We start from the raw sequence: 26,395 nt of genomic DNA, 5'->3' as shown, positions 1-26,395 counted from the left end.
AAAAGGGGACCTGAGATGTCGGAGATGGACGTACGTGGGGACGACCTCCCCTTCGACGAGGATGACGAGCTTTCGCCGGAGGCGCCGGAGGCCGACGCCGCCGAACAGCGCCGCCGGCTGCGCGACGAGGCGGGCAACGACCGGCGCGGGGAGTACCCGATCGACGTCGACCCGGGAGACGCCGCCGAGCAGGACCGCGTCGTCACCTACGACGATGACGACGACTATCGCTGACGCCAGCGCCCGCGGGGCGGTTACCCGCACGTAGGATGTCCCAACCCGGATGTTCGAAGACCACTGGAGACGCGCGTGACCGCTACCCCGGACGCCAAGCCCCGGGGCACCCGGCTGCCCCGACTCGCCCGCCGCCGGCAGCTGCTCAGCGCCGCGCAGGAAGTGTTCGTCGAGAACGGCTACCACGCGGCCGCCATGGACGAGATCGCCGATCGGGCGGGCGTCAGCAAGCCGGTGCTCTACCAGCACTTCCCCGGCAAGCTGGAGCTGTACCTCGCGCTGCTCGACCTCCACGTCGACGACATGGTGGGCCGCTGCCGCGAGGCCCTGGCCTCCACCCACGAGAACAAACTGCGCGTGCAGGCCACCTTCAGCGCCTTCTTCGACTTCGTCTCCAGCCAGGGTGAGGCGTTCCGGCTGGTCTTCGAGTCCGACCTGCGCAACGTGGCCCCGGTCCGCCAGCGGGTGGAGCGCTCGCTGCGCGAGTGCGCGGAGATGGTCAGCGCCGTGATCCAGGAGGACACGGGCTGCTCCAGCGAGGAGGCGCACCTGCTGGGCGTCGGCCTGGTGGGCATGGCCGAGGTCAGCGCCCGCTACTGGGTGACCACGCACGGCTCGATCCCCAAGGACGCCGCCGAGCAGCTGATGGCGCGGCTGGCCTGGCGCGGAATCAGCGGTTTCCCCCGCACGACGTAGGACCGCGGCGACGTGTCCCGTACGGCGTGGAGTTTTCCGCGTACGGCGTAACCCGTTCGCTGGGCGCGATTACCGGCGTTTCCGTGGAGCGGAGCGACGACGATGGACCCAGGCCCGTCGAAAGGGAGCACCACGATGGAAGTCAAGATCGGCGTACGTTCCGTACACCGTGAGATCGTTGTCGAAACCGACCTCACCGCCGAACAGGTGGAAGACGAGATCAGAAACGCCCTGGCCGCCGAGCGTGGCGTCTTCGCCCTCACCGACGCGAAGGGCAGGCGCGTCATAGTCCCCGTGGCCGCGCTCGGCTTCGTCGAGATCGGCGAGGACGAGCAGCGCCCGGTCGGCTTCGGCGGCACGCTCTAACCGATTGGTCCTCCACCGTCCGTGTGGGGGGCGGCTCACCGCCTCCCACACGTCACGGGCGCCATCGGCACCAGCGGCCGCGCCGTCGCGGCAGGGGCGCATGTCGTAGGTCCACAGCGGGGCACTGGGCACTCTGACGGCGCATCACGGGTCGTGCGGTCCAGTGGTTCTGCGCGCATCTGGTCAAGCAGCTGCCGTAGCGGCGCGTGGCCCTCATGACCGCACGGTACAACCGTTTCATACCCTCGCGCCGCCCTAAGCGCAGGATCAGATGCCCAGGGCGGCCATCCGCTTGCCGTGCTGCTCGGTCAGGCGGGCGAACAGGCGGGAGATCTCCGCCTGGTCGTCGGCCACGGCCTCGACGAGCAGCTGCGCCAGCTCCGGACGGGCGGCGGCCACCCGCTGGCCCTGGCTGAGAGCCTCGCCGACCAGGCGACGGGCCCACAGGGCGAGCTTGCCCGCGACCGACGGGTCGGCGGCGACGGCGGCGCGTACCCGCTCGACGGCGAACTCCGAGCGCTCCTGGTCGGCGACGACCTCGTCGACCAGCCGGGCGATCGACGGGTCCAGGTGGCGGGCGGCCTCGCGGTAGAAGTCCAGGGCGATACCGGTGCCCACGTACGCCTTGACCAGCGCCTCCAGCCAGTCGCCCGGCCGGGTCTGGGTGTGCCAGCCGTCCAGGGCCTCGACGAAGGGCGCCATGGCCAGGTCGGGGTCGGCGCCGAGTTCGATGAGCTTGTCGCGGACGAGCTGGAAGTGTCCGAACTCGGACACGGCGAGCTCGCTCAGCGCGGCCCGGTCGCTCAGTGTCGGTGCGAACTGCCCGGCATCTTCGGTGAGTTGCAGGAAGGCGCTCAACTCCGCATAGGCCAGTACACCAAGGAGATCCGCGACACCAAGGGACTCATTCATGAAAGGCAGCGTACTTCGGGAACATCCGCAAACTCGGCCAGCGTTGTGGTATCGAGTACACTGCTCTGTGAAAGTGCGACCGCACTGTGTGAATTCGGGGGGTTCTCTCCCGATGCTCCCCGCTCCCCGGGCCTGCGGTCGCGATGACGCGAGAGGGCTGGCTCTACCGCGAGGACCCTGGTTACCGACCCGCTGGTCCCGGCAGGCCCGCCTTCATTTGAGACTGAGGCAGGCCACGCTGACGACTTTCCGAGACCTCGGAGTCACACCAGAGATCGCTGATGCGCTCGAGACCGAGGGCATCATCCAACCGTTCCCGATTCAGGAGATGGCGCTTCCGCTCGCACTGAGCGGCCAGGACGTCATCGGCCAGGCCCGTACGGGCACCGGCAAGACCTACGCGTTCGGCATCGCGATGCTGCAGAGCATCGGCAAGCCGCGCAAGAACCGCAAGAAGCCGCGCGGCCTCGTCGTCGTGCCCACCCGCGAGCTGGCCATCCAGGTCAGCGAGGACCTCGTGACCGCCGCGGGCAAGCTCGGCTCCCGCGTGCTCACCGTGTACGGCGGGCGCGCGTACGAGCCGCAGATCGAGGCCCTGAAGGCCGGCGTCGACGTCATCGTCGGCACCCCCGGCCGGCTGCTCGACCTCGTCAAGCAGAAGCACCTCGACCTCAGCCAGATCGGCTCGCTGGTCCTGGACGAGGCCGACCGCATGCTCGACCTGGGCTTCCTGCCCGACATCGAGCGCATCTTCAAGCTGATCCCGGACGAGCGGCAGACGATGCTGTTCTCCGCGACCATGCCCGGCGAGATCGTCGCCTTGTCGCGCAAGTACCTCAACCGGCCCACCCACGTCCGCGCCGAGCACGACTCCGGCGAGGGCGAGACCACGCCGCAGGTACGCCAGCTCGTCTGGCGCGTGCACCGCATGGACAAGATCGAGATCGTCGCCCGCCTGCTGCAGGCGGACGGCCGCGGTCTGACCATGGTCTTCTGTGAGACCAAGCGCGCCTGCGACATGGTCGCCGAGCAGCTCGACACCCGCGGTTTCGCGGTGGCGGCCGTACACGGCGACCTGGGCCAGGGCCAGCGCGAGCAGGCGCTGCGCGCCTTCCGCAACGGCAAGATCGACGTCCTGGTGGCCACCGACGTGGCCGCGCGTGGCATCGACATCGACGACGTCACCCACGTGGTCAACTACGACGCCCCCACCGACGACAAGACCTATGTCCACCGCGTCGGCCGTACCGGCCGCGCGGGCAAGACGGGCATCTCGGTCACGTTCGTCGAGTGGGAGGAGCTGACCCGCTGGAAGATGATCAACAACATGCTCGGACTCGACTTCGCCGAGCCCGAGGAGACCTACTCCACCTCACCCCACGTCTTCACCGAGCTGAGCATCCCCGAGGGCACCAAGGGCGTGCTGCCCCACGCCAGCCGCTCCCGGGCCGGCCTCGCGGCCGAGCAGCTCGAAGACCTGGGCGAGATCGGGAAGTCCCGCCTCAGAAGCCGTCGCAAGGACGAGCGTGACGGCCGCAAGGACGAGCGCGAAGAGCGCCCGCCCCGCGCGCCGCGCCAGCGCCGTCGCACGCGGGCCGGCCGTTCGGCCGAGGAGACCACCGAGGTCGCGGAGACCGTGGAGACTGTGCAGATCGTGGAGGGCGAGAGCATGGACAGGCGCCGCCGGCCGCGCAGGAGCGAGGAGACTCCGGCCATCATCTCTCACGACGAGATCGCCGCCGTGGCCGCCGAGCCGGTCGCCGGTGACGTACTCGCCGAGGTGGAGGAGGCCGTCAGGCCCGCTCGCCGTACCCGCGCCCGTGGGGGTGCGGCCGAGGCCATCGGCAGCGCGCTCACCCAGGCCCGCCCCGTCGTGGAGCAGGCGCAAGAGCCCGAGCCGGAGCCCGAGCGGGCACCGGAGCGCGCGCCCGAGCGCGTGCAGGAGGTCCGTGTGGAGCACGAGCGCATCATCCCGCCCAACCCGTTCACGGTGATCTTCCAGTCACCCGACCTGGCCACGGACGACGACGACATCGCCCCGTCCGCGGCCTCGGAGCGCCAGGCCCAGCGCCGCGGCAACCGCTCCCCGCGTGGTGGCGGTGGTGGCGGCGGCAACAACCGCCGCCGGGCAGGCTAGCCTCACCGCCGATCCCAGGCGCGCGTCCTTCCGGGACGCGCGCCTTTTTTCTTTCCTGTACGGCTTCCGCCGCCGGTAAGAACCGCCCCGCTCCCGTCATTACCCGGTGAACGACGTCGAAAGGGCGCAGGTGCTGGATGAGAAGGAGTTCGCCGCTCTCTACGACGCCACGCATCCCAGAGTGTTCGCCTACGCGGTGAGCCGGTGCGGGCGTCAGCTGGCGGAAGAGGTGGTGAGCGAGACATTCGCGGTGGCCTGGCGGCGCCGCGCCGACATTCCCCGGCGCGCGGTGCTCCCGTGGCTGCTGGGGGTCGCGCGGAACGTCACGCGCGAGCTCTACCGCGACGAGGTGCGCCAGGCCGCGCTGGAGAACGCGCTGCGCGGCTGGGCCAAGGAGGTCACCGGCGACGTGGCCGACGAGGTGGCGCGGCGCTCCGCGGTCCTGTCCGCCCTGGTCGAGCTGAGCGACGAGGACAAGGAACTGCTCACGCTCGTCTCGTGGCACGGGCTGTCGTCGGCGCAGGCGGCCCGGGTGGTGGGGTGCTCGGTCTCAGCCTTCTTCGTCCGGCTGCATCGGGCCAGGCGGCGCTTGGAGGCGGCTCTGCTCGTTGCGAAGGAGGAGGAAACGTGCGGCGGACGGTGATGCGGACGCTGGCCGAGGCCAGGCCGGACGATCTCGACCCGGTCCCGGGCGGCGGGGTACGGGTTCCCGGCAGAAGGCGCGGGGCCAGGTGGACGGCGGTGGTGGCGGTCGCGGTCGTGGTGGCCGCGGTGGTGGCGGTCCCCAGGCTGTGGATGGACGCGCGCGAGACGACCGCCACGCCGGCGGGAACGCTGGACGTCGCGGCTGAAGCGGCCCGGCGGCAGGCCCCCGTCCCCGAGGGGAACTACTGGAGGGTCACGACGCTGATCTCCTCGGAGGAGAGCACGGGACGGTACCGGGTCACGGTCAGCTCCAGGACGGAGCGGTTCCTGCCCAGGGATCCGGCCGCGTTCCAGTTGCTGGCCCTGACCGGCCTGCACACCCGGCCGCTGACCGCGAAGGACGCCGCTGCCTGGCGTGCTGTGGGCTCCCCCCGGTTGTGCGGTGACGACACCGACTGCGAGAACGACACCTCCCCCCAGGGCCGCCACCGCTACACCGCGATGCCGAGCCTGTGGCCGCTGGACGACAGCGGGCTGACGCTGCCGCTGAGCCGGCTGGCGGAGTTGCCCGTGGAGCCGGGGGCGCTGCGGGAGCGGCTGCTCGCCCTCTGGCCCGCCTACCAGGAGAGGATGAAGGACTGGCCGCCCGCTCCGAAGGGCGCCTCGCTGCCGACCAGGGAAGGGTGGTTGTGGAGCCTGTCGCTGGATCTGCTGGAGACGCCGATCTCCGGCGGGACGCGGGCGGCGCTGTACCAGATGCTGGAGGGCCTGCCGGGCGTGCGCGGGCTCGGCCGCGTCACCGACGCCGGCGGCCGGCCGGGCGCGGCGCTCGCGATGGGCGGCACGCGGCTCATCGTCTCCGAGGAGAACGGGCAGGTGCTCGCCCGGCAGGAGACCGAGGCGTCCGGGCGGGTCGTCAACGCCGTCCTGTTCCAGGGGGCCACGTGGGTCGACACGTTGCCCTCGTTGCCCAAGGGGTGCCCGAAGGTGCCCGACCGCGACACGGACTGTGTCGGGTGAGGTCAGGGTGATGCGCACGACCGGGCGGGTCGGGGTTTCGTGACCGGTGAGCGGGCCAGCCGGGTGTAGTCCTCGCGGGGCGCCAGCGCCACCCCGCCGTACGCCCCGTTGGGCCCGAAGACGCTCTCCTCGTCCGCCCACGAGTCCGCGGGCCGGATCTCAACCTTGCTCATACCTCACAACTCCCCAGAACTCGCACCGGCGTACCGGGTTAGCCGGTGTTGTCGCCTTGACCTCTGGGTATTGTTGCCCCACGTGAGTACGCCGCGATTCCTCAACCTGCCACCTGGCGTCGCCCCGCAGCGCATCGAGACGCCGCTGGGCGCGTTCGCGGCCCTGGAGGCACTACCGGTGAGCGGCGTCGTGGAGCGCTGGCCGGCGCTGCTGGTGCCAGGGCTGACCGGGAGCAAGGAAGACTTCATCGCGGTCATGCAGACGCTGGCGCAGTCGGGCCGCCGGGTGCTGGCGATCGACCTTCGCGGGCAGTACGAGACGCCGGGCCCCGACGACCCCGAGGCCTACACCTGCGGCGCGCTCGGCGCCGACGTCGACGCCATCGCGCAGGCGATCGGCCATGGCGAGCCGGTCCACCTGGTCGGCCACTCCTTCGGCGGCCTGGTGGCGCGCGAGGCGGTGATCGACGGGCGGACCAAGTTCGCCTCGTTCACGCTCATGAGCTCGGGCCCCTCGGCGATCACCGGGCAGCGCGCCCACAACGGCCGCAAGATCATGAAGGATCTCCCCGAGCACGGTCTCGAACACATCTGGCACACCAGGATCGAACCCGAGGCGCTGGCCAACGGCGTTCCCGACGAGATCGTGACGTTCCTGCGCAAGCGGCTGCTGGCCAACTCGCCGACGGGCCTGGCACGGATGGCCGAGGAGGTGCTGTCCATGCACGACCGCACCGAGGAACTGCGCCAGATCGAGGTGCCGACCCTCGTGCTGTTCGGCGAGCACGACGACGGCTGGCCCGCGGACGTCCAGCGTCACATGGCGGCCAGGCTCGGCGCGGAGCGCATGGTGGTGCCGGGCGCGGTCCACTCCCCCTCCGTGGAGGCCCCGGAGACGACCGCGCAGGCCCTCGTGAGGTTCTGGAACGCCGCCGAGTCGGCATCTTGGACATAGGATCCAATGCCATGTAATTATCTACTTACTATGGCGAGCATCGAAGAGACCGTCGTCCAGCGGCCGCAGAGCGCCACCTGGCAGGTCCACCTCGACCGGTGCATGTGGGTGGGCGGCGTACGCGGGCTCATGCTCCAGGCGCTCCACCCGCTGGCCATGCGCGGCGTCTGGCAGAACTCCAACTTCCAGGACGACCCCTTCGGCCGCCTGCGCCGCACCGCGGACTTCGTCGGCCGCACCACGTTCGGCACCCCGGCCGAGGCCGACGCGATCGGCCGCCGCGTGCGCGACATCCACCGCTCGCTGCGCATCACCGACGAGGGCCGCACGCACCGCGTGGACGACCCCGAGTTGCTGCTCTGGGTGCACTGCGCGGAGGTCTCGTCCTACCTTGAGGTGGTACGGCGGGGTGGCCTCGCCCTCACCGACCGCCAAGCCGACCAGTACCTCCGCGAACAGCGCAAGAGCGCCGCCTACGTCGGCCTGCACCCGGAGGACGTGCCCGGCTCGCAGGCGGAGATGGCCGCCTACTTCAAGGAGATCCGCCCCAAGCTGCGCGTGATCGAGGAGTCGGCCGCCACCGTACGCTTCCTGCTCTGGCCCCGGCTGCCCAAGGAGATGCGGATGCTCTCACCGGGCAAGCCGGTCTACTTCCCCTTCGGCGCCCTGTGCTACTACACGCTGCCGTCGTGGGCACGGAGCATGTACCGCACGCTGCCCGAGGCGCCGCAGGCGGCGGTGACCGCGGGGCTGCGGGCGTTCAGCCTGGCCATGAACGCGTTGCCGGAGCCGGTGCACGACCGCGCGTTCATGCCGTCGACCCGGCGGATGCTGCACGCCTCGCGCGACCGGCTCGGCGTACTCGGCTACGACGTGCGCAAAGGGCTCAAGGGCCTGACGGATCCGCGGCGCTGGGCGGCCGCTTGAGCTCCCGGTAGACGAACGGCTTCTCCTTGGCGCTCAGCCGGGTGATCAGGTGGTGGTCGGGCGAGAGGCTGCAGGCCGGGTCGGTCCTGGCGGCGTCGCCGGTCAGCGCGTACGTCTGGCAGCGGCAGCCGCCGAAGTCGAGCTCCTTGCGCGGGCAGCTCGCGCACGGCTCGGCCATCCAGGCGGTGCCGCGGTAGGCGTTGAACGCGGCGGAGTGCTCCCAGATCCAGCTCAGGGCATGCTCGCGGACATTGGGCAGGTCGAGCGGCAGATCATAGGCGGCGGGACAGGGCAGAACCCGCCCGTCGGGCGCCACGGTGATCGAGATGGCCCCCCACCCGCCCATGCAAGGCTTGGGCACCCCGTCGAAGTAATCCGGAACAACCCAGATCAACTCCACGCCCGTCTTTTCCCGATATTTCGTGACTATCGACTCGGCGCGGGAAAGCTGGTCCCTTGTCGGCAGGAGCGCCTCCCTGTTGAGCAGCCCCCACCCGTAGAACTGCGTGTTGGCCAGCTCGATCCGCTCCGCGCCCCAGGCGATGCCCAGCTCGATCAGGTCCTCGATCCGGTCGAGGTTGTGCCGGTGCAGCACCACGTTGACACCCAGCGGCAGCCCCGCCTCCACCACGGCCGCCGCCGCCAGCTCCTTGGCCATGAAGCTCCTGCGCCCGGCGATCCGGTCGGACTCGTCCGGCTGAGCCGCCTGCACCGACAGTTGCACGCTGTGCAGTCCGGCCTCGGCCAGCTCCGCCACCCGCCGCCCCGCCAGCCCGACACCGCTGGTCACCAGCTGCGTGAACACCCCGGCCCCGCGCGCCGCCCCGACGATCTCCACCAGATCCCGCCGCAGCAGCGGCTCGCCGCCGGACAGGTGCGCGTGCACGACCCCCAGGGCCGCGGCCTCCTCGAACACCCGGGCCCACTCCCCGGTCTCCAGCTCCGCCGCCCTGGCCACCAGCTCGGTGGGGTTGGAACAGTACGGACACCGCAACGGACACCCATGGGTCAGCTCCGCCAGCATGGCCCAGGGCGGCGCCACCTCCTTCGGCCCCGAAGCGGAGGCGGGTAGGACAGAGGCAGCCGGACCGGGGAGAGGCGGGCGGGAGGTGGGCCGGGTCATTGGAGCCATCCCTCGGCGTGGACCCGGTCCAGGAACTCGGTCACGTCCTCCCCCGCCTCCACAGGAAACTCCGCGACGATCTCCGCCACGGTCCGCTTGCCGTCGCACAGGCCGACGATCTCGGCCGCCTCGTCGTTCAGGACCACGATCCGTTCGGGCACGATGAGCAGTTCGGCCTGCCGTACCGGACAGTGACGCAGCATGGCCGAGCGGGACAGGGCGGGGCGCCAGTCGGTCATCGGTAGGCTCCGTCCACCGCGTCCAGCAGCGCCCACAGGACGTCGCACTTGAAGCGCAGCGCCGCGACCGCCTTCTCCTCGTCCGTACGGCTGCGCGCCCAGTCGAGCACCAGCGCCAGGGCTTCTCCGCTGTCCTGGCGGCCCTGCTGGACGCGGATCTGGAAGTAGCGCAGGCCGTCGGCGTCGATCCACGGGTAGTGCTTCTCGAAGGCGGCGATCCTGGTGCGCATCAGGTCGGGGGCGAACAGTTCGGTCAGCGATGCGGCGACCGCCTCCAGCAGGGTGCCGTGGCGGCACAGGTTGACGTAGCCGTCGACGGCGAGCCGTACCCCGGGAAGGACGCCTTCGCCCGACAGCAGCTCCTTGCGGTCGAGTCCGGCCGCTTCGCCGAGACGGAGCCAGCGTTCGATCCCGCCTTCTCCGGGAGCCTTGCCGTCGTGGTCCTGGATACGGCGCAGCCACGTGCGGCGCAGGTCCGAGGTGGGCAGCTTGGCGAGGATGTGGGCGTCTTTGATGGGGATGTGGCGCTGGTAGTGGAAGCGGTTCAGGATCCAGCCGCGCAGCTCCTCCCGGGACAGCTCGCCCGCGTGCATCCGCAGGTTGAACGGGTGCAGGTGGTGGTAGCGCTGCTCGGGCACCGCCCGGAGCTCGGCCTCGAAGGAGTTCACAGCTCGATCACCATTCCGTCGGCGGCCACCTCGACGCCCAGCTCGGCCAGCACCTTGTGGTGGAGCGCGTCCGGGTCGACGAGGGGGTTGGTGTTGTTGAGATGGGTGTACAGGCAGCGGCCGGGCAGCGCGGCGAGGCGTTCCATGGTGTCCTCGATCGGGAGGTGCCCCATGCCGGTCGCCGTTTTGCTGGATATGCCGGTACGGCGCGGCTCCTCGTCGTCCCAGAACGTACCATCGATGATCACGCAGTCGGCGTCCCTGAACGCGGTGTCCAGCTCCGGTGTCCACACTCCCATGGCGGGCGCGTACACGACGTTCGACGTGCCGTCGGTGAACCTCAGTGCCGAGACCCACGCGCCGTCCGCTTCTTCGGCGGCGGCGTAGCGGGGGCGTTTGGCGGAGACCGGGATGGGTTCGGCGATGGTGTCCATGGAGTGCCAGCGGATGGGGGCATATGGGCGCAGGATCTCCTCGAACGGGCGCAGCGCCCGCCGTACCGGGAGAGTGGCGGCGACGTCCAGGGAGGCGGCCTCGCGCAGCCGCAGGAGCCCGAGCGTGTGGTCGAGTTCGGCGTCGGTGAGCACCACGAGCGGCGCGTGGTCGCGGTCGGGCGCCGACCAGGGGCAGTCCTCGATCTGCGCGGCGATGTCCGGGGTGGCGTTGACGACGGCGACACGGCCGGGGAGCTGGACGGCCAGGCTGGCGTGACGGCGGCGCCAGGCGGGGTGTGCGCGTGCCCCGGCGCAACCGGGACACGCGCAGTTCCACTGGGGTACGCCGCCGCCCGCGGCGGTGCCGAGCACCTGCAGGCGCATGGCGTCCGGTTACCTGGTGGCGAGGAAGTAAGCGGACATCTCCATCGACGCCTCGACGACCTGGTAGTCGGGCTTGTGCCAGGTGGTCTCCTCGCCGCGGGTGCGGACCTTCTTGGAGTGGGTCCTCGGCGGCTGCTTCTTGCCGGGGTCCTTGGGCTGAGCCATGTGCACCTGCCTTCCGTGCGAAACGGGGGGTTACCCACGATCTGACTTCGGCAGAGGCGTTCCGTCAATCCCTGTGATCGGATCTATCGCCCGAAATTTCACCCGATCCCGCCAAAAGGCCCTCAACGCGCGGTCATCATCGGATGTCTACCCTGTCCCACCGACAGGCGATCGCCCAGTCACCCAGCACACGGCCTTGGTCTCCGCGCGGGTCAGTCGGCGAGGCCGTCCCAGGGACGGCGTTCCTGTGCCGCCGCCTGACCCTCGGGGCAGTGGCGGCGGAAGTCGCACCAGCCGCAGATCGGCCCCGGGCTCGGCGCGAACAGGTCGTCCAGTTCCGCCGACACCACTGTCTTCTGCCCACCGGTGGCGGGCTGGAGCGGGCCGCCGGACTCGGGCCGCGGGGCCCTGGGTGCGGTACGGCCGGCCGTACCGGCACCGGAGCCAGAGCCAGAACGCGGCGCCGGGACGTCGGAAAGGGCCGCACGGTAGCGCTCGTCGGCGTCGGCGGCCTCGACGGCCATCTCCTCGGCCCGCGACAGGTGGCGGCGCAGCGTGTCGTCCGTGTGGCGCCACTCGACGATCTCGCCGGTCGGCAGGTGGTGGAGTTCGACCGAGTAGCACGGGGTGCGCATCATCCTGGACGCCGCGATCGCGTAGATGGCCAGCGCGAGCGAGGACCGCGCGTCGTCCTGGGTGAGAGGGCGGCGGCCGGTCTTGTAGTCGACCACGACGAGTTCGTCACCGCGCCGGTCGAGGCGGTCGATCCGGCCGGAGACCGCGATGACCTTGGTCCGCGTGGCGACGGTGCGCTCAACCCCCACCGGATCATCCGATGGGTCCAGCGTGGCGACATATCCGGAAACGAGGTCGCGGGCCCGGCCGAGCCACTGCGCCGACTGCTCGCCGTCCCTGAAACCCTCGGTGATCCACCCGTTGGTGAGCAGGATCGCCGCCGTCAGCGGCGTCCTGCGCTCGTACGGCTCCCGCCACCACCCCGCCAGCGCGTTGTGCACGCTGGCGCCCACGGAGTTGTGCGCCCAGGCGGGCCCCTTGGCCGGCTGCGGCCGGTCAAGATAGGTGAACCGGTAGCGGCGGCGGCAGTCGAGCCACGTGTTGAGCCGCGACGGCGTGCACGAGTAGAGCCGCCGCGGCATCCCTTCGAGCGGAAGCTGGTCGTACACGCTCACTTGTCCGGGTTGAGCTTGATCCCGGCGATCTTGGACGCGTCGGTCAGCGGCCCCTCGGCCGGCGCCTCGCCGGTCTCGACCCGCGTGAGCGAGCCGGAGACCCAGTCGTCGAAGTGGGGCTCCAGGTCGCCGACGGTGACCTCGTCACCGTGGTTGGCCAGGATGCGCGTGGCATGCGGCAGCGTGAACAGCCGCCCGCCGATCGCGGTCAGCTGGTCGGCCAGCCGCGGATACTCCCCGGCCAGCTTGCCGGGGCCGTCGGCCTGCAGCGACTTGCCGCTGAAGACCACTTCGAGCGCCTCGCAGTACAGCGAGACGCCACCGGGGGTGACGCCGGGCGTCTCCATGACGTCGAGCTGGACGTCGGCGACACCGAAGATGCCGTCGTCCTCCATGTCGATGTCCGGCCAGGTCTCCGACCAGGTCTCCCGCCACAGCGGCTTGTCCTTGGGGTGCAGCGCGACGACGGCCTCGTCTCTGCTGGCCACCTCGATCGCCGCGCCGACGTGGTCGGGCAGGCCGTGCGTGCAGATGACGGCCAGCACCTCCCGTTCGCCGACCTGCTCGAGAATCTTCTCCGCGTCCCGTGCGGGATCGACGACGATCACCTCGTCGTCGTCACCCACGATCCACGTGTTGTTCTCGACCTTGTACTCCACGCCGTCGACGTCGACGACGCCCTCGGTCACCACTCGCTCGATACGCGCTGTCACGCCACGAACAATACTGAGTTTTCTTCCAGTACGCCGTGTCCCGCCTGTTCGGATCTCCTGTCAAGCCAGCAATGACCTGATCGCGTTGATGATGAGCTGCACCGCCAGCGCAGACAGCAGCAGGCCGGCGATCCTGGTCACCAGCTCCACCCCGTTCTCCTTGATGACGCGGATGATGCTCACCGAGAACCGCATGAACACCCACAGCACCAGATGCACCGCCGCGATCGCCAGCCCGAGCGCGAGGATGCCGCCCGGCCGGCTCCCCGCCTGCTGGGCGAAGACGATGGTCGCCACGATCGCGCCCGGCCCGGCCAGCAGGGGTGTGCCCAGCGGCACGAGCGCCACGTTGACGTTCGAGCGCATGCTCTCGCTCGACGGCTGGGAGACCCCGCGCAGCAGCTCCAGGGCGACCAGGAGGAGCAGCAGGCCGCCGGCGATCTGCATGGCGGCGACCTCGACGTGCAGGTACGCCAGGATCGCCTGCCCGAACACCGCGAAGACCACGATCAGGCAGAAGGCGGTCACCGCGGCCTGCCAGGCGATGCGCCGGCGCTCCAGCGGGGAGCGTCCGCTGGTGTAGGCGAGGAAGAGGGGGATCACGCCGGGCGGGTCCATGATGACGAACATCGTCACGAACGCCTCGACGAAGAACCTGGTGCCGGACACCGCGCCCCCAACTGCCGGTTGGGGGAAGTGCTGCCGATCCTAGTCTTCCAGGCGCGGGGAGAAAGCACCGAAGGGCAGGTCGAGGTCATGCTCGCGCAGGTCGCGCAGGCTGAGCTGCAGCAGCGCGATCAGGCAGCCGGCCTCCGCGGGCCAGGCGATGGTCCACAGCCAGTTGCCCATGGCCTCACCGGCGTAGACGGCCCGGTCGGCGGCGCCGTTCACGCACCACAGGGCGCTCGGATGGCCGAGCACGTCGATCTTGGCGTTCGGCGGGCCGGAGTCGAAGCCCTCGCCGGGGTCGGGGCCGTCCAGGCCGGCGAAGGCGGCGCCCAGGCCCACTCCCGGCTCCTCGGCGATGACCAGCAGGTCGGCGGGGCCGCTCGTCACCGACGGGCCGCCGAGCGCCACGACGCTGGCCCGCCCGCCGCTACGGTCGTCACCCGCCTCGGCGAACCCCGTGACCAGCCACCCGGGCGGCAGCGGCCACGGCAGCCACACCGGCACCCTGGATGACTTGCGCAGTTCGTCCGCCGCGCCGGCGGACGGCTGCCACGGCGGCTGGTAGGGCAGGACGTCCCCGTGCGCGGCGCACCGCCAGGCGCTCGACCACACACTGGGCGCATGAAGCGGGCCAAAACACCGTGGACACGTTGGAGCCGCTCTCACAGCTACCCACGGTGCGTCGTCGGGCACGGTCCAGTCAAGAGCACAGGCCGTTATCCCGTCGTAATCTTGGAGTTGTGCGCGTAAATTGTGTCGGAGCGATAATTTTCGATGAGTTTGGACGCCTGCTGCTCATCCAGCGCGGCCACCCACCGGGCGAAGGCCTGTGGTCGTTGCCCGGCGGCCGCGTCCACCCCGGCGAGACCGACCACGACGCCCTCATCCGCGAGATCCGCGAGGAAACCGGCCTCACCATCACCCCAGGCCCGCTGACCGGCGCCGTCGACCGGCCGGGCCCCGGGCGGACCGTCTACGAGATCCGCGACTACCTCGCCACCCCCACCGGCGGCGCACTCACCCCCGGCGACGACGCCAAGGACGCCCGCTGGTGCGCCGCCGCCGACCTCGCCGTCCTCCCGCTGACCGACGGCCTCCTGGCCACCCTGACCTCGTGGAACGTCCTCCCCCGATGACCTAACCGGCCAGGCGGAACGTCCACAGGGTCAGGTGGTCGGCCGTGTACGTGGTCGAACGGCCCAAAGCCACCACCTGAGCGCCGCTGGTCGTGACCGCCGCCAGCCACTGCATGCCGTCCCCCAGGAGCCGCGGGTCCTTGAGGTCCTGCCTGGCCCAGGTCAGCCCGTCGGCCGAGATCCACGCGGCGCTGTCCGCCCCGCCGGGCTGACCGTGCCAGCCCACCGCCACCAGGCCGTTCTCACCGGCCGCCAGGTCGTGGACCGCCGCCGCCCGCTCGGCCGGCAGCCACGCGTACCGCCAGCTCGCGCCGCCGTCCTCCGAGGAGGCGGCGAACGCCCTGGACGTCCCGCCGAGCTGCGCCGTACCGGTCGCCACCAGCATGTCGCCGAAGGCCACCACCTGCCGCAGCCCCGCCGAGGACGCGTCCGGCGGCGTCGGGCGCTTGCGCGGGGTCCAGTTGAGCCCGTCCTTCGACGTCCAGACGACCGCGCTCTCCTGCTCGCCCATGCCCGAGCTGCCCACGGCCGCATAGCCGTCCGGGGTGGCCGCCAGGTCGAAGATGCGCACCCCGGCGCCGCCCTGGGGCAGCTTCTGGCTTCTGGTGAACTTGCGCAGGTCGGGCGTGAACCAGATGGCCGCGCCCGCCGAGCTCGGTCCCCGGTCCTCGCCGGCCAGGATGTAGCCCTTGTCGCCGGCGGCGACCGACTGCACGTCCAGGTAGGTGTGGCCGTCGGCTCTGGCGGGCGCGGGCGCCTGCTTCCAGGTACGGCCGTCGGCGCTGGTCACGATCAGCGGGTCGGTGGCCGAGGTGCCCGATTCGGTGGCGCCGGCGGCCAGCCAGCCGCGCCGGCCGTACACGACGTCGTTGAGCATCTGACGGCGTGGGCCGCCGAGGCTGGTCGAGGTCCAGTTCTGCCAGTCCTTGCTGGTCCAGACGCCGGCGTCGCCCGAGGCCGCGCCGACCGCGACGTACTGGCCCTTGGCGGCGGCCAGGCGGGTCGTCTCACGGGCGATCCGCGACAACCCCTCGATCCCGGCCAGCGGTACGCGCGAAGCCCTGCCCTTGGCCGGGGCGGACATCAGCACGAGCTGGTTGCCCACGTCCGCGGCCGCCTGGTCCCCGCCGCCGAACAGGAGCCCGGTGTCGGTCATGGTGAAGCCGCGCAGCGAGGCGCCGGCCAGGTTGCCGAGGTCGGCGCGCTTGGTCCAGGCACGGGCGTTGGTGGTGGCCAGCACCGTGTACTTGTCCGGCCCGTCCGGGCTGATCACCGCGACGCCGCCGCCGTACGAGATGGTGGTCTCGACGCCCGGACTCCGGCCGCCGAGGTTGATCGTGCCGCACTGGCCCCAGTCGGCGCCGCTGGGCGAGCAGTAGACCCGCACCTCGCCGCCGACCGGCGGGCGCCTGATCGGCACCAGCACGAACTGTTTCCCCAGCACCGCCAGCGAGCCCGCCCTCGGTTCCGCCTCGGGAAGCTGGAAGCCGGTCGCCTGCCAGGTGAGGCCGCCGTCCACCGAGCGCACCACGCGCGAGCCCTCACCCTGCACCGGTTGCGCGAGCGCCAGCACGGTGTCGCCGCGCGCCACGACCGCGCGGAACTCACCCGCCTCAAGCCCGCGCAGGTCGACGCGCTGCCAGCTCCTCCCGTCCGGCGACTGCCACGCCGCGGGCCCGGTCGAGCCGTCCTCTCTCGCGGTACGGCCGGCCGCCACGAACCCGGAGGCTGTCCGCGCGATGTCGTGGACGTAGTCGCCCTTCCTGAAGGCGTCGTCCAGGGCCGCGGGCTCGACGGCGGTCCAGGCGGCGCCGTCGGTGCTGGTCCACAGGCCGTGCTCGACGCCGGTCTCGTCGCCGCCCGCCGCCAGCCAGCGGCCCGCGCCGCCGGTGACCCGGGTGGCGGTGGCGCTGGTTGACGCGCCCGCGGTGCCGAGCCGCCAGCTCTTGCCGCTGTCCTGCGAGTACAGGAACAACGGGCGCGGCGTCGGGCTCGTCGTGTCACTGCCGACGGCCACGACCGTCTTGCCCGCCGAGGCCATGGCGTTGAGCTTCTGGTTGGAGCCGTCGCTCGCGCCGGCCACCGTGAACACCTCGTCGCCCGAGCGTCCCGCCGCCGCCTCCAGCCGCAGGCCCGTCTGGGTGCCCGGCCCGCCGGAACTCCACCAGCGCCACCCGAGTACGCCCGCGCTCAGGGCGACGGCCAGGGCGAGCACGAACGCCACCGGCCCGAGCACCCGCCGTCGCCGCCGTAGCGGGCCGGCCCTGCGGAACGCGGCGGGCGCCTGGCCGCGGTGGTGCCGTCCCTGCCGGTCGGGGCCGGAGGCCACGAGCAGATCGGGCCGCGTGGGCCGACCGGCCGGCGGCCGTCCCACCCGTCGTACCGGCTCGTCCCGGCCCGGCCTCCCCCGCTCGTCCTCGGCCAGCGGCTCGTCTTCCGAAGCCGCACCACGGTAGCCGGGCACGTCCTCGCCGCCCCACCGGGCGACCTCGTCCTCGGCGCCGCCCCTCCAGGTGGGCGGGACCATGCCCTCCCGCTGGGGCTCGGCCGGCCGCGGGTTCTGGTACGGCCGCAGGTTCTGGTACGGCTGCGCCCCCCGCGCCCGCACACCCGGCTGGGTCGCCTCGCCCGAGTCCCACTCGGACGACGCCGCGACCTCAGGCGGCCTCTGCTCTTCCCACGCCCCTACCTCCGACGGTCCCGGCTCCCCTGCCTCTTGCGGCCCCGGCTCCCCTGCCTCCGCTGGGCCCCGCGTCCCTGCCTCTGGCTGGCCCGGCGCCCCTGCCTCCGATGAGCTTGGCGTCCCCGCCTCTGGTGGGGCCTGCGGGGTGGGGAGGGGGCGGGGTGGGCCGGAGGCGACGAGCTTGTCCGGGTGGCTGACGATACGGCGGGGGCGGCGGCGGGTGGGCTCGGCCTCCGGTTCCGCGGTGGGCGAGCTGTAGGGCCGGCGACCCTTCGGGGGTTCGGGGGGTTCGTCCTCGGGAGTGGGCGAGGCGAACGGAGGCAGCCCCCAGGGCGAGGCGAGCGGTACGCCGCGGGCCCGGTCGTCGGTGGGGCCCGGCGGGGTGTGCCGGATTCTCGGCTCCTCCGGAGGGCGCGGCTCGTCGTCGTCCGGCGGGTGCCGGGGCGGTTCGCTGGGGCCGGAGGCCACGCGGAGCACCTCCTCGTCGGGGGGGCCGGACCGTTCCAGTTATGCCGTCCTCATTGGCTGCCTATGTCGGCATAAAAACCGATCTAGCGCACGCAGGTACCTCTACCCCATCCCACAGAGATGATCACCTCCGGAATCCCTCAACACCCACGCATTCCAGAGCAACACGCCCAGCCCGGATTGGCGAGACCTCTCTAGTGAGATTCATAGCACCACTTTGCGATTTATCCCGAAAAAGCGTTGACTGACCGCTTTCGCGAGAGAAACAGCACCCCCAGCGTGTACACGCTCAACTGCACCACCGTCCCCGCCAGCGCCTGCCAGGGCACCGCCCCCTGCTCCAGCGCCTTGTCCAGCTCCCCGGCCGCCGCGCTGACCCCGAACGCCAGGACGTTGTTGACCACGTGCATCGCGATCGGCGCCTCCAGCCCCCCGGTACGCACCGCCAGGAACCCGGTCACCACCCCGAAGCTGAACACGTCGATCAGCCCCACCCATGTGTAACCGTGCAGAGAGGCGAACAGCACCGACCCGATGACGATCCCCCACCACGGGTTGTTCAGCCGCGCCCCGAACGCCTGCAGCAACCACCCGCGGAACATGTACTCCTCGGTCGCCGCCTGGAACGGCACCAGCAGCAAAATGATCACCAGCGCGGGGACGAACCCGCTCCACCCGGCCCACTTGAAGACCTCGTCCGTCCCCTCGCCGGTCACCACGAACACCGCGAGCTGGGCCACCTGTCCCAGGATCAGGGCCAGGATCGCCACGCCGCCGCACATGAGCATCCACGACCACCGCAACCGGCCGGCGACCGAGGAGAGCGTGCCGGGCCTGCGGCGTTGGATGAGCGCCGCCGTACCGTAGACGACCGGGAGCACGGCCGCGATCGACAGCAGCAGGAACACCAGCCCGAACAGCGGATCGCCGAAAAGCTGCTCCGGCTTCGTGGGCTGGGGCATCCCGAGGACCACCGACAGGACCGTGCCCACCAGCAGGACGATCAGCCCCACCAGGAAGAAGGCGACGCCGACCATCAGTGTGCCGACGATCGGGCGCCAGAGCTCGCCGGCGCCGTTGCGGGCCAGGTGGTCGTAGCGGGCGCCGCGTGGCGTGGGCAGGAACCAGGGCTGCCGCGGCGCGGGCGGCGGGTAGGGACCCGGCTGCGGATGTGGCTGGCCGTACGGAATCTGGTTCTCCTGCATTCCATCATTCTGTCCGGCGGGTGAGCATTAGTTCACAGACGGGCTCCCGAAACGCGCGGATTCTTGAGGGCGTAAGACGTTTCGACCCTGGGAGCCATGTCATGTCAAGGCTGGGACCTGTCATCACCCTGGCGGCGGGCGCGGTGCTCTTCGCCGGGCTCGGTGTCGCCAGCGTCACCGCGACCCCGGCGGCCCGAGAGACCGCCGCGGCCGCCTCCGCTGCGCCGACCACCGACGCGGCCACCGAGCCGCCACCCCCGGCGGAAACCGCGACCGCGAAGCCCACTCCGGCGCGTGCCGACTACGCCACCCGCGTCAAGGGCGGCCTCCTCGCGATCTCCGTGCGGAACGGCAAGGCCATCGCCTACTTCTGCGACGGCAGGACCGAGGCCTGGTTCAAGGGCAAGGCCGCCGACGGCGCGATCGACCTCGAAGGCTTCGGCGAGGCGAACGTCACCGCCGCACTCGGCGGCGGCAAGGCCGCGGGCGAACTGGCCCTCGGCGGCAAGACCTGGGACTTCTCCGCGCCGCTCGTGAAGAAGCCCTCCGGCCTCTACCGCGCGAGCGCCGTGGTCAGAGGCGCCCAGATCAAGGCCGGCTGGATCATGCTGAGGAGGCCGGACGGCAACGGCTTCTACCAGGTGGGCCTGGCCGTCGAAGGGGAGAAGAAGACCCCCGCGCCCACCCTCGACACCACCCGGCCCAACGCTCCGGTGCGCCTGGGCGACACCACGCTCTACCCGCAGGACATCGAGGAGATCTCATGACCGCCGTCGAGCCCCGCCGCGGCGGCCTCACCCCGCTGCTGGTTCCCCTCCTGCTCGGCGGCCTGGTCATGGTCGCCCTCGGCGTGTACGGCAGGGCCCACACCCCGACCGGCTTCGCGGTGGGCCCCGCCGGGTTCTCCGGCGCGCTGGCGATGAAGTCCTGGCTGACGACCGGCGCGTTCGTGCTGGCCTTCGTCCAGGTGATCTCGGCGCTGTCCATGTGGGGCAAGATCAAGATCCGGATCCACCCGGCGGTGCACCGCTGGTCCGGCCGGCTCGCGTTCGTCCTGACCATCCCCGTGGCCTTCCACTGCCTGTACGCGCTCGGCCTGCAGTACGACGTGCCCCGAGTCATGATCCACTCACTGCTCGGCTGCTTCTTCTACGGCGTCTTCACCGCGAAGCTACTGGCCCTGCCCAAGCGCGGTCTGCCCGGCTGGACCCTCCCGGTCCTCGGCGGCCTGGCCTTCACCGCGCTGGTCGGCCTCTGGCTCACCTCGTCGTTCTGGTTCTTCACCACGATCGGCGTCAAGGTGTGAACGTCGTGGTCCGGCGCAGCCCCGCGGCCCGTCCCTTGGCCGCCACGACCAGCGCCATCTTCCGCGACGCCTCGTCGATCATCTCGTCACCCAGCATGACCGCGCCGCGCCGTTCCACGGTGGTGTAGTACTCGTACGCCTCCAGGATCAGCTCGGCGTGGTCGTAGTCGTCCTGCGCCGGCGAGAACACCTCGTTGGCCGCCTCGACCTGCAACGGGTGCAGCACCCACTTGCCGTCGAACCCCAGCGCCGCCGCCCGGCGCGCGATGCGCCGGTACCCCTCGACATCCTTGATCTGCAGGTACGGACCGTCGATGACCTGCAGATCGTGCGTCCTCGCGGCCATCAGCATGCGCATGAGGATGTAGTGATAGGCGTCGCCCTCGGTGTAGCCGGGCGGCTGCTCCCCCACCACCAGCGTGCGCATGTTGATCGAGGCCATGAAGTCGGCCGGCCCGAACACCAGCGTCTCCAGCCGCCCGGACGATCCGGCGATGGCGTCCACGTTCACCAGGCCACGCGCGTTCTCGATCTGCGCCTCGACGCCGATGCGCCCGACCTCGAACCCCATCGTCTTCTCGATCTGGGTGAGCAACGTGTCCAGCCAGACGACCTCGGTCGGGTCCTGCACCTTGGGCAGGATGATCGCGTCCAGGAACTCGCCCGCGCCCTCGACCACCTCGATCACGTCCCGGTACGTCCACATCGTGGTCAGGTCGTTGACCCGCACCGTACGCACCTTGCCGCTCCAGTCGCCCTCACGCAGCGCGGCCACGATGTTCTTGCGCGCCTCCGGCTTGGCCGCGGGCGCGACCGAGTCCTCCAGATCGAGGAAGACCGCGTCGGCGGGGAGCGTCTGGGCCTTCTCCAGGAAGCGGGGGTTGCTGCCGGGCACCGCGAGTACCGAACGACGTGATCGCATGCGCACACGGTAATGGGTGCGGTGCGGGGTGGACAGGAGGGGTCCTGTCTATGGCGGCCATGGTTTCTTTGTCGGTCTCCGCTGTACGGATCCTCTAACGAGGTCTGCCAACAATGGGGGCCGAACGCTAGCAAAGGGAGTGAATCACCGATGGCATCTGTCCCCTCGGCCGCCGGGCGGCCCGCCGTACTGTCCGACCTGCTGCCGGGCGCGCGCGTGCGCGACCTCGCCCTGATCGTCGGCGGCGCGGCACTGACCGGCCTGGCCGCCCAGGTCAGCTTTCCCATCCCCGGCTCTCCGGTGCCGGTATCGGGCCAGACGTTCGCCGCGCTGCTCATGGGCGCGTCGCTGGGCATGAACAGGGCCGCGCTCAGCATGTTGCTGTACCTCGCGGCCGGGCTGGCCGGCGTGCCCTGGTTCGCCGACGGCAACACCGCGTGGGCGGGCAGCGGCCTGGTGCCGTCGTTCGGCTACGTGATCGGCTTCGTCGCGGCCGGCGTCCTGGTCGGCCACCTCGCCGCCCGGGGCGGCGACCGCACCCCGCTCCGCACCGTCGGCACCATGATCCTCGGCAACCTCGCCATCTACGCCTTCGGCCTGCCCGTCCTCATGGCCGTCACCGGCATGGACCTCGGCCGCGCGGTGGCGGTGGGCATCGTCCCCTTCCTCGTGGGCGACGCCGTCAAGATCGCCCTCGCGGCCGGCCTGCTTCCTGCCGCCTGGAAGCTGGCCGGCCGTTGATCCACGGCTAAAGTCGAAGGCGTGACCGTCATCGAAGAAGGCGCGAAGAAGTCCGGCGTCCTCTGGCTCACCCTCGACCGCCCGCGCCTGGCCTGGCACACCCTGCACGAAGGCGCCGTCTACCTGGTGACCGGGGGCGGCGAGCAGGAGTTGCCGGGCCTGGCCGAGCGCTCCGAGGTCCATGTGACGCTGCGCAGCAAGGACAACGGGGCACGGCTGGTGGAGTTCGACGCGCCGGTGACCGTGATCGACCCGTCGACGGAACCCGAGGCGGTGGCCGCCCTGGCCAAGGACCGCCTCAACGCCCCCGACACCGAGCATCTGGCGGAGCGCTGGGCGCGCGACTCCACGATCGTCCGCATCACCCTGCCCGCGAGCTAGGAGATCAGGCCGGGAGCCTGCGTACCCGAAGCACGTTGTCGGTGCGGGTGCCGGGCTCCCCGTCGGGGCTGTTCTGGCTGCGCTCGAACTCCGCGCTGCGCTCCAGCGCCCACTCGCCCTCGGGAAGCGCGAGCGACGCGTACACCTCCTCAGGCGTCGGGAAGTGCACGTCGTGTGGCGGCGTGTGCTGCCAGGTGGCCCACCCCGAGTGCCCGAGCACCAGCAGCACCCCGCCCGGCGCCACCGCCGCCGCGGCGGCCCGCAGAATCGCCTCCCTGGACATCTCGACCGTGCTGTGCAGGTACGCCGCCGAGACCAGGTCGAACTCGCCCTCAGGGAAGCTCTCCCCGAGCTGATGCCACTGAAGGTCGACCAGATCGGCCACCCCGGCCTCCTTGGCATGTTCCCCGGCCCGCTCCAGCGCCACCCGGGAGACGTCCACCCCCGTCACCCGCCACCCCCGCCGAGCCAGCCAGACGACGTCTCCGCCCTCACCACACCCCAGGTCGAGCGCCCGGCCAGGGGTCATCCCCTCGACCTCGGTCACCAGCATCGTGTTGGGCTCGCCGCTCCAGATGCGCTGACTCTCGCTGTAGCGGGCATCCCAGAATTCCTCGTGTTCGCTCACACCCGCACTATTCGCCGCCGACCCGCAATTAGGCAAACCTCGTTGCCGAACCGGCAAACCAGCCGGAGTCAGGCCGCGTGCACCGGCTCGCGGACGGGGGCCGGCTGGGCGGTGGCGGTCTGGGCGAGCAGGGCGCCGCTCAGGACCGTCAGGCCGCCGATGATCTGGAACAGGCCCAGGGACTCGCGTAGCAGTGCCCAGGCGACTATGGCGCCTCCTATGACCTCCAGGGATGCCACCGTCGCGCCCACCGCGGCCGACAGGCGGCGGACGGCGTTGACGCCCAGGATGTACGCCATCACGGTGGCCACCAGGACCATCCACACGTACGCCCCGAGGACGGGGAGGGCCACTCCGCCGTTCGGGGCCACGGTCTGGGTGAAGGCGCTCCAGCGGATGTTCCACGGCTGGGCGAACGGGGCCAGGACGACTGCGGCGCCGATCATTCCCCACGCGATCAAACCCAGCGAGTCGATCTCATCCCCAAAACTGTCGTTCATCAGGAAATATCCGGCGCAGCACGCCCCCGCCACCAACGCCAGCAACAACCCCAGAGCGTCCAAGCGCAGCCCCTGCCACACCTCGACCACCACGCCCAGGCCCACGACGGCCACCACCGCGCCGACGAACGCGGCCCGCGGCAGCCGTACCTTGCGCACGAAGCGGACCCACACCACCACCATCACCGGCGCCATGTACTCCAGCAGCAACGCCACCCCCACCGGCAGCCGCGTGATGGCCAGGAAGAACAACGCCTGCACCCCCGCCACCGCCATCACCGCATAGGCCGCGAAGAAGCCCCATTTGTCGCGCGGGATGCGCAGCGCCTGCGGCTTGACCACGGCCAGCACCGCCACGAGCAGCACTCCGGCACCGGCCATCCGCACCCAGACCGCCTCGATCGGCACCAGTCCGGCGGCGTTCAGGTACTTGGCCATCGGCCCGGAGAAGGCGAAACAACACGAGGAGACGAAGGCGATCGCCAGTCCCGCATACCGCAACGTCAACACATCCTGAGAGTAATGAGTGTTATGTCCGATGGATACTGACATGCCCTGTGGGCGAGGCGCAATGCCCGGCCGCCCTCACTCGTTTAGCCTGCTCAGGTGAGGATCTTCGTCGCCCGGCTGGCCGGGACCCCGGTCTTCGACCCGTCCGGTGACCAGATCGGCCGGGTCCGCGACGTGGTGGTGTCCCTGCGCCCCACCGCCGAGGGCACGCTGCCGCCGCGCGCGCACGGGCTGGTCGTCGAGGTGCAGCCGCGCCGTCGCGTGTTCCTGCCCATCACCCGGGTACGCGCCATCGAGACCGGAGCCGTGGTCTTCTCCGGACGGCTCAACATGCGCAGGTTCGAACAACGCGTCACCGAGACCCTGACGATCGGCCAGCTCCTCGACCAGACCGTCACCCTCGACGACCGCCCCTGGATCGTCTACGACCTGGCCATGGAACAGGGCAGGACCGACTGGACGCTCACCAAGGTCGCCATCTACCAGAAGGGCAAGCGGCGCGAGACCCGCGTCGTCGACTGGGGCGACGTACGCGGCTTCGACGCCATGCAGCGCGACCAGGGCGCCGCCGGCCTGATCGCCGCCTTCGAGACCGAACGCGCCGCCGACCTGGCCAACGCGTTGCACGAGCTGCCGTTCAAGCGCCGGGTCGAGGTGGCCGCGGAACTCGGTGACGAACGCCTCGCCGACGTACTGGAAGAGCTGCCCTTCACCGACCAGATCGGCATCCTCACCACCCTCGCCCCCACCCGCGCCGCCGTCGTGCTGTCCGAGATGGGCCCGGACGACGCCGCCGACCTGCTCCAGGACCTGCCCGTCGAGCAGGCGGCGCAACTGCTGTCGCTGATGGAGCCCGGCGAGGCCGCGCCCGTGCGGCGGCTGCTCGACTACGACGAGGACACCGCCGGCGGCATGATGACCAGCGAACCGGTCGTGCTGCCGCCCAGCGCCACCGTCGCGGAGGCGCTCGCGCACATCCGCCAGCGCGACCTCTCGCCCGCCGTGGCCGCCCAGGTGTACGTGACCCGGCCGCCCACCGAGACGCCCACCGGCGCGTACCTGGGAGTCACGCACTTCCAGCGGCTGCTGCGCGAGCGGCCGTCGATGCTGCTGGGGGCCACGCTGGACCACACCATCGACCCGATCAGGCCCGGGTTCACGCTGCCCGAGGTCACGTCCTACCTCGCCACGTACAACCTCGTGGCCGCGCCCGTCGTGGACGAGGGCGGCAGGCTGGTCGGCGCGGTGACCGTGGACGACGTGCTCGACCACCTGCTGCCCGAAGACTGGCGGGAGCGACATGCCACGTGAGCGACTCGACCAGCCGCGCGAGCTGAGGCGCTCGATCCGGCCGCACTACGACCCGGAGGACTTCGGGCGGCTGTCGGAGCGGATCGCCCGCTTCCTCGGCACCGCGCGGTTCCTCGTGTACATGACGGTGTTCGTGCTGTGCTGGGTGCTGTGGAACGTGCTCGCGCCGGCCGCCGTCCGGTTCGACGAGTACCCGTTCATCTTTCTCACGCTGATGTTGTCGCTGCAGGCGTCGTACTCGGCGCCGCTCATCCTGCTCGCCCAGAACCGGCAGGCCGACCGCGACCGCGTGCAGGGCGAGCAGGACCGTCAGGCGCGGGAGGCCGGCCAGGCCGAGCTGGAGTTCCTGACCCGGGAGATCGCCGGGCTCAGGATCACGCTCGGCGAGATGGCCACCCGCGACTTCATCCGCTCAGAACTCCAGCAGGCCCAGCAGGTCAGGACTCCTCAGTGAGGCCCAGCTTGGCCAGCATCGCCCGGCAGCGGCTCAGGTCCTCCTCGCTGAGCGGGTCGAGGAACTGGGTCCTGACGCCGCGCAGGTAGGTGGGGGTGGCGTCGGCCAGCCGTACCTCGCCTTCGGGGGTGAGCACGGCGAACAGGCCGCGCGCGTCGCTCGCGCACGCCTCGCGCGCGACGAGCCCGTCGCGCTGCAGACGGTCGATCAGGCGCGTGAGGCCGCTGCGCGAGAGGAGCACGCGGTCGGCCAGGTCGTTCATCCGCAGCCGCCGCTCCGGGGCCTCGGCGAGCTGCATCAGCACGTCGTAGGACGCCAGCGGGAGGTCGTGGGCGACGAGCAGCTCGGCCTCCAGGTGGCGGGCCACCCGCACCTGCGCACGCTGCAGCGCCCGCCAGACCTCGAGCTCCCGGACGTCGAGGCCCTCGTCGCGCAGAACAGTCACGGAGTAACCTTAGAACGTTGCACGCACATCTATACAGCAGCGACTTGCCTCGGGT

32 protein-coding genes are annotated in these 26,395 nt (G+C 71.1%); 15 read left to right on the top strand and 17 right to left on the bottom strand.

The genetic code is table 11. From position 1 onward, the window contains the following. The first annotated feature begins 24 nt into the window (after positions 1-24). From ACFWY5_RS32900 to ACFWY5_RS32890, 3 genes are all read left to right on the top strand, one after another. On the top strand, positions 25-234 hold the full coding sequence (locus ACFWY5_RS32900; RefSeq protein ID WP_379610534.1) for a hypothetical protein: 210 nt from the start codon (positions 25-27) through the stop codon (positions 232-234). 75 nt (positions 235-309) lie between these two features. Then, complete coding sequence (locus ACFWY5_RS32895; RefSeq protein ID WP_184967972.1) at positions 310-930, top strand: TetR/AcrR family transcriptional regulator; 621 nt, start codon at positions 310-312, stop codon at positions 928-930. 135 nt (positions 931-1,065) lie between these two features. Then, complete coding sequence (locus tag ACFWY5_RS32890; protein ID WP_379610535.1) at positions 1,066-1,296, top strand: DUF3107 domain-containing protein; 231 nt, start codon at positions 1,066-1,068, stop codon at positions 1,294-1,296. Positions 1,297-1,563: 267 nt separating this feature from the next. Here ACFWY5_RS32890 and ACFWY5_RS32885 read toward each other — a convergent pair whose 3' ends face one another. Continuing rightward, a complete protein-coding gene (locus ACFWY5_RS32885) occupies positions 1,564-2,208 on the bottom strand; it encodes a ferritin-like fold-containing protein (protein ID WP_379610536.1) in 645 nt (214 codons plus the stop codon). A 328-nt stretch (positions 2,209-2,536) separates the two neighbouring features. Between ACFWY5_RS32885 and ACFWY5_RS32880 the strand changes: the two genes are divergently transcribed. From ACFWY5_RS32880 to ACFWY5_RS32870, 3 genes are all read left to right on the top strand, one after another. Beyond that, positions 2,537-4,345, top strand: coding sequence for a DEAD/DEAH box helicase (locus ACFWY5_RS32880; RefSeq protein WP_379636539.1), 1,809 nt, complete (start codon positions 2,537-2,539; stop codon positions 4,343-4,345). Positions 4,346-4,451: 106 nt separating this feature from the next. After that, positions 4,452-4,988 (top strand): RNA polymerase sigma factor, encoded by a 537-nt coding sequence (locus ACFWY5_RS32875; protein ID WP_379610538.1) that lies wholly within the window; start codon positions 4,452-4,454, stop codon positions 4,986-4,988. Beyond that, on the top strand, positions 4,973-6,010 hold the full coding sequence (locus tag ACFWY5_RS32870; protein WP_379636537.1) for a hypothetical protein: 1,038 nt from the start codon (positions 4,973-4,975) through the stop codon (positions 6,008-6,010). The genes ACFWY5_RS32875 and ACFWY5_RS32870 overlap by 16 nt, the downstream gene beginning before the upstream one ends. Before the next feature lie 2 nt (positions 6,011-6,012). Here ACFWY5_RS32870 and ACFWY5_RS32865 read toward each other — a convergent pair whose 3' ends face one another. Next, positions 6,013-6,183 (bottom strand): hypothetical protein, encoded by a 171-nt coding sequence (locus ACFWY5_RS32865; RefSeq protein ID WP_379636535.1) that lies wholly within the window; start codon positions 6,181-6,183, stop codon positions 6,013-6,015. 82 nt (positions 6,184-6,265) lie between these two features. Here ACFWY5_RS32865 and ACFWY5_RS32860 point away from each other — a divergent pair, with 82 nt between their 5' ends. After that, entirely contained in the window at positions 6,266-7,138 is an 873-nt protein-coding gene (locus tag ACFWY5_RS32860) for an alpha/beta fold hydrolase (RefSeq protein WP_379610540.1), read from the top strand. 30 nt (positions 7,139-7,168) lie between these two features. Further along, a complete protein-coding gene (locus ACFWY5_RS32855; protein WP_379610541.1) occupies positions 7,169-8,065 on the top strand; it encodes an oxygenase MpaB family protein in 897 nt (298 codons plus the stop codon). Here the strand turns inward: ACFWY5_RS32855 and pqqE are convergent. The 9 genes from pqqE to ACFWY5_RS32810 form a co-directional block, all read right to left on the bottom strand. Then, positions 8,025-9,107 carry a pyrroloquinoline quinone biosynthesis protein PqqE gene (gene pqqE, locus ACFWY5_RS32850; protein WP_379636533.1) on the bottom strand — a complete coding sequence of 361 codons (1,083 nt, stop codon included), beginning with the start codon at positions 9,105-9,107 and terminating at the stop codon, positions 8,025-8,027. The two genes, ACFWY5_RS32855 and pqqE, sit on opposite strands and share 41 nt — an antisense overlap. A 77-nt stretch (positions 9,108-9,184) precedes the next feature. Continuing rightward, positions 9,185-9,427, bottom strand: a complete 243-nt coding sequence (pqqD, locus tag ACFWY5_RS32845) for a pyrroloquinoline quinone biosynthesis peptide chaperone PqqD (protein WP_184967959.1) — start codon at positions 9,425-9,427, stop codon at positions 9,185-9,187. Continuing rightward, a complete protein-coding gene (pqqC, locus tag ACFWY5_RS32840) occupies positions 9,424-10,095 on the bottom strand; it encodes a pyrroloquinoline-quinone synthase PqqC (RefSeq protein WP_379610544.1) in 672 nt (223 codons plus the stop codon). Before pqqC ends, pqqD begins: the two co-directional genes overlap by 4 nt. Further along, positions 10,092-10,913, bottom strand: a complete 822-nt coding sequence (gene pqqB / locus ACFWY5_RS32835; protein ID WP_379636531.1) for a pyrroloquinoline quinone biosynthesis protein PqqB — start codon at positions 10,911-10,913, stop codon at positions 10,092-10,094. The genes pqqC and pqqB overlap by 4 nt, the downstream gene beginning before the upstream one ends. A 9-nt stretch (positions 10,914-10,922) precedes the next feature. Beyond that, the gene (locus ACFWY5_RS32830; protein ID WP_184967953.1) at positions 10,923-11,078 is read right to left on the bottom strand and encodes a pyrroloquinoline quinone precursor peptide PqqA; all 156 of its coding nucleotides are present in this window, start codon (positions 11,076-11,078) and stop codon (positions 10,923-10,925) included. Positions 11,079-11,290: 212 nt separating this feature from the next. Continuing rightward, complete coding sequence (locus ACFWY5_RS32825; RefSeq protein ID WP_379636529.1) at positions 11,291-12,268, bottom strand: RecB family exonuclease; 978 nt, start codon at positions 12,266-12,268, stop codon at positions 11,291-11,293. Then, positions 12,265-12,981, bottom strand: coding sequence for an MBL fold metallo-hydrolase (locus ACFWY5_RS32820; protein WP_379610547.1), 717 nt, complete (start codon positions 12,979-12,981; stop codon positions 12,265-12,267). Before ACFWY5_RS32820 ends, ACFWY5_RS32825 begins: the two co-directional genes overlap by 4 nt. 60 nt (positions 12,982-13,041) lie before the next feature. After that, on the bottom strand, positions 13,042-13,650 hold the full coding sequence (locus tag ACFWY5_RS32815; RefSeq protein WP_379610548.1) for a MarC family protein: 609 nt from the start codon (positions 13,648-13,650) through the stop codon (positions 13,042-13,044). Positions 13,651-13,689: 39 nt separating this feature from the next. After that, entirely contained in the window at positions 13,690-14,316 is a 627-nt protein-coding gene (locus tag ACFWY5_RS32810; protein WP_379636527.1) for a DUF6758 family protein, read from the bottom strand. A gap of 74 nt (positions 14,317-14,390) precedes the next feature. On the opposite strand from ACFWY5_RS32810, the gene ACFWY5_RS32805 reads away from it, so the two are divergent. Then, positions 14,391-14,786 carry an NUDIX hydrolase gene (locus ACFWY5_RS32805; RefSeq protein ID WP_379610550.1) on the top strand — a complete coding sequence of 132 codons (396 nt, stop codon included), beginning with the start codon at positions 14,391-14,393 and terminating at the stop codon, positions 14,784-14,786. Between the two features lies 1 nt (position 14,787). Here the strand turns inward: ACFWY5_RS32805 and ACFWY5_RS32800 are convergent, their stop codons facing one another. Beyond that, positions 14,788-17,937 carry a hypothetical protein gene (locus ACFWY5_RS32800; RefSeq protein WP_379636525.1) on the bottom strand — a complete coding sequence of 1,050 codons (3,150 nt, stop codon included), beginning with the start codon at positions 17,935-17,937 and terminating at the stop codon, positions 14,788-14,790. A 224-nt stretch (positions 17,938-18,161) separates the two neighbouring features. Then, positions 18,162-19,142, bottom strand: coding sequence for a CPBP family intramembrane glutamic endopeptidase (locus tag ACFWY5_RS32795; protein WP_379636523.1), 981 nt, complete (start codon positions 19,140-19,142; stop codon positions 18,162-18,164). A gap of 101 nt (positions 19,143-19,243) precedes the next feature. On the opposite strand from ACFWY5_RS32795, the gene ACFWY5_RS32790 reads away from it, so the two are divergent. Both ACFWY5_RS32790 and ACFWY5_RS32785 read left to right on the top strand, forming a co-directional pair. Beyond that, complete coding sequence (locus tag ACFWY5_RS32790; RefSeq protein WP_379636521.1) at positions 19,244-19,909, top strand: hypothetical protein; 666 nt, start codon at positions 19,244-19,246, stop codon at positions 19,907-19,909. Beyond that, positions 19,906-20,448 (top strand): DUF6529 family protein, encoded by a 543-nt coding sequence (locus ACFWY5_RS32785; protein ID WP_379610556.1) that lies wholly within the window; start codon positions 19,906-19,908, stop codon positions 20,446-20,448. Before ACFWY5_RS32790 ends, ACFWY5_RS32785 begins: the two co-directional genes overlap by 4 nt. Here ACFWY5_RS32785 and ACFWY5_RS32780 read toward each other — a convergent pair. Then, positions 20,438-21,370 (bottom strand): HpcH/HpaI aldolase/citrate lyase family protein, encoded by a 933-nt coding sequence (locus ACFWY5_RS32780; RefSeq protein WP_379610557.1) that lies wholly within the window; start codon positions 21,368-21,370, stop codon positions 20,438-20,440. The two genes, ACFWY5_RS32785 and ACFWY5_RS32780, sit on opposite strands and share 11 nt — an antisense overlap. A 150-nt stretch (positions 21,371-21,520) precedes the next feature. Between ACFWY5_RS32780 and ACFWY5_RS32775 the strand changes: the two genes are divergently transcribed. After that, entirely contained in the window at positions 21,521-22,111 is a 591-nt protein-coding gene (locus tag ACFWY5_RS32775) for a biotin transporter BioY (protein WP_379636519.1), read from the top strand. A 21-nt stretch (positions 22,112-22,132) separates the two neighbouring features. Beyond that, entirely contained in the window at positions 22,133-22,492 is a 360-nt protein-coding gene (locus ACFWY5_RS32770) for a hypothetical protein (protein WP_379610559.1), read from the top strand. A 4-nt stretch (positions 22,493-22,496) separates the two neighbouring features. Here the strand turns inward: ACFWY5_RS32770 and ACFWY5_RS32765 are convergent, their stop codons facing one another. Together ACFWY5_RS32765 and ACFWY5_RS32760 are read right to left on the bottom strand one after the other, a co-directional pair. Beyond that, positions 22,497-23,120, bottom strand: a complete 624-nt coding sequence (locus ACFWY5_RS32765) for a class I SAM-dependent methyltransferase (RefSeq protein ID WP_379610560.1) — start codon at positions 23,118-23,120, stop codon at positions 22,497-22,499. Between the two features lie 68 nt (positions 23,121-23,188). Further along, entirely contained in the window at positions 23,189-24,130 is a 942-nt protein-coding gene (locus ACFWY5_RS32760; RefSeq protein WP_379636517.1) for a DMT family transporter, read from the bottom strand. Positions 24,131-24,226: 96 nt separating this feature from the next. Between ACFWY5_RS32760 and ACFWY5_RS32755 the strand changes: the two genes are divergently transcribed. Beyond that, complete coding sequence (locus tag ACFWY5_RS32755) at positions 24,227-25,441, top strand: magnesium transporter MgtE N-terminal domain-containing protein (protein WP_379636515.1); 1,215 nt, start codon at positions 24,227-24,229, stop codon at positions 25,439-25,441. Next, positions 25,431-25,895, top strand: a complete 465-nt coding sequence (locus tag ACFWY5_RS32750; protein WP_379636513.1) for a DUF1003 domain-containing protein — start codon at positions 25,431-25,433, stop codon at positions 25,893-25,895. Before ACFWY5_RS32755 ends, ACFWY5_RS32750 begins: the two co-directional genes overlap by 11 nt. Here the strand turns inward: ACFWY5_RS32750 and ACFWY5_RS32745 are convergent. Continuing rightward, positions 25,879-26,340 (bottom strand): MarR family winged helix-turn-helix transcriptional regulator, encoded by a 462-nt coding sequence (locus ACFWY5_RS32745; RefSeq protein ID WP_379610566.1) that lies wholly within the window; start codon positions 26,338-26,340, stop codon positions 25,879-25,881. The genes ACFWY5_RS32750 and ACFWY5_RS32745 overlap by 17 nt on opposite strands. Positions 26,341-26,395: the final 55 nt, after the last annotated feature.

Origin of the sequence: Nonomuraea sp. NPDC059007 (assembly GCF_042740555.1) — a bacterium.
Lineage (GTDB): Bacteria > Actinomycetota > Actinomycetes > Streptosporangiales > Streptosporangiaceae > Nonomuraea.
Note: the sequence above shows the minus strand (reverse complement) of the source record. Positions and strands in the feature narration are given on the sequence as shown.

Coding starts and splice junctions, on each gene's coding strand:
- ACFWY5_RS32885 (WP_379610536.1), bottom strand. CDS start 2,208: ATGAATGAGTCCCTTGGTGTCGCGGATCTCCTTGGTGTACTGGCCTAT.
- ACFWY5_RS32865 (WP_379636535.1), bottom strand. CDS start 6,183: ATGAGCAAGGTTGAGATCCGGCCCGCGGACTCGTGGGCGGACGAGGAG.
- ACFWY5_RS32880 (WP_379636539.1), top strand. CDS start 2,537: ATGGCGCTTCCGCTCGCACTGAGCGGCCAGGACGTCATCGGCCAGGCC.
- pqqB (WP_379636531.1), bottom strand. CDS start 10,913: ATGCGCCTGCAGGTGCTCGGCACCGCCGCGGGCGGCGGCGTACCCCAG.
- pqqD (WP_184967959.1), bottom strand. CDS start 9,427: ATGACCGACTGGCGCCCCGCCCTGTCCCGCTCGGCCATGCTGCGTCAC.
- ACFWY5_RS32780 (WP_379610557.1), bottom strand. CDS start 21,370: ATGCGATCACGTCGTTCGGTACTCGCGGTGCCCGGCAGCAACCCCCGC.
- ACFWY5_RS32775 (WP_379636519.1), top strand. CDS start 21,521: ATGGCATCTGTCCCCTCGGCCGCCGGGCGGCCCGCCGTACTGTCCGAC.
- ACFWY5_RS32785 (WP_379610556.1), top strand. CDS start 19,906: ATGACCGCCGTCGAGCCCCGCCGCGGCGGCCTCACCCCGCTGCTGGTT.
- ACFWY5_RS32795 (WP_379636523.1), bottom strand. CDS start 19,142: ATGCAGGAGAACCAGATTCCGTACGGCCAGCCACATCCGCAGCCGGGT.
- ACFWY5_RS32855 (WP_379610541.1), top strand. CDS start 7,169: ATGGCGAGCATCGAAGAGACCGTCGTCCAGCGGCCGCAGAGCGCCACC.
- ACFWY5_RS32890 (WP_379610535.1), top strand. CDS start 1,066: ATGGAAGTCAAGATCGGCGTACGTTCCGTACACCGTGAGATCGTTGTC.
- ACFWY5_RS32830 (WP_184967953.1), bottom strand. CDS start 11,078: ATGGCTCAGCCCAAGGACCCCGGCAAGAAGCAGCCGCCGAGGACCCAC.
- ACFWY5_RS32790 (WP_379636521.1), top strand. CDS start 19,244: ATGTCAAGGCTGGGACCTGTCATCACCCTGGCGGCGGGCGCGGTGCTC.
- ACFWY5_RS32750 (WP_379636513.1), top strand. CDS start 25,431: ATGCCACGTGAGCGACTCGACCAGCCGCGCGAGCTGAGGCGCTCGATC.
- ACFWY5_RS32900 (WP_379610534.1), top strand. CDS start 25: ATGGACGTACGTGGGGACGACCTCCCCTTCGACGAGGATGACGAGCTT.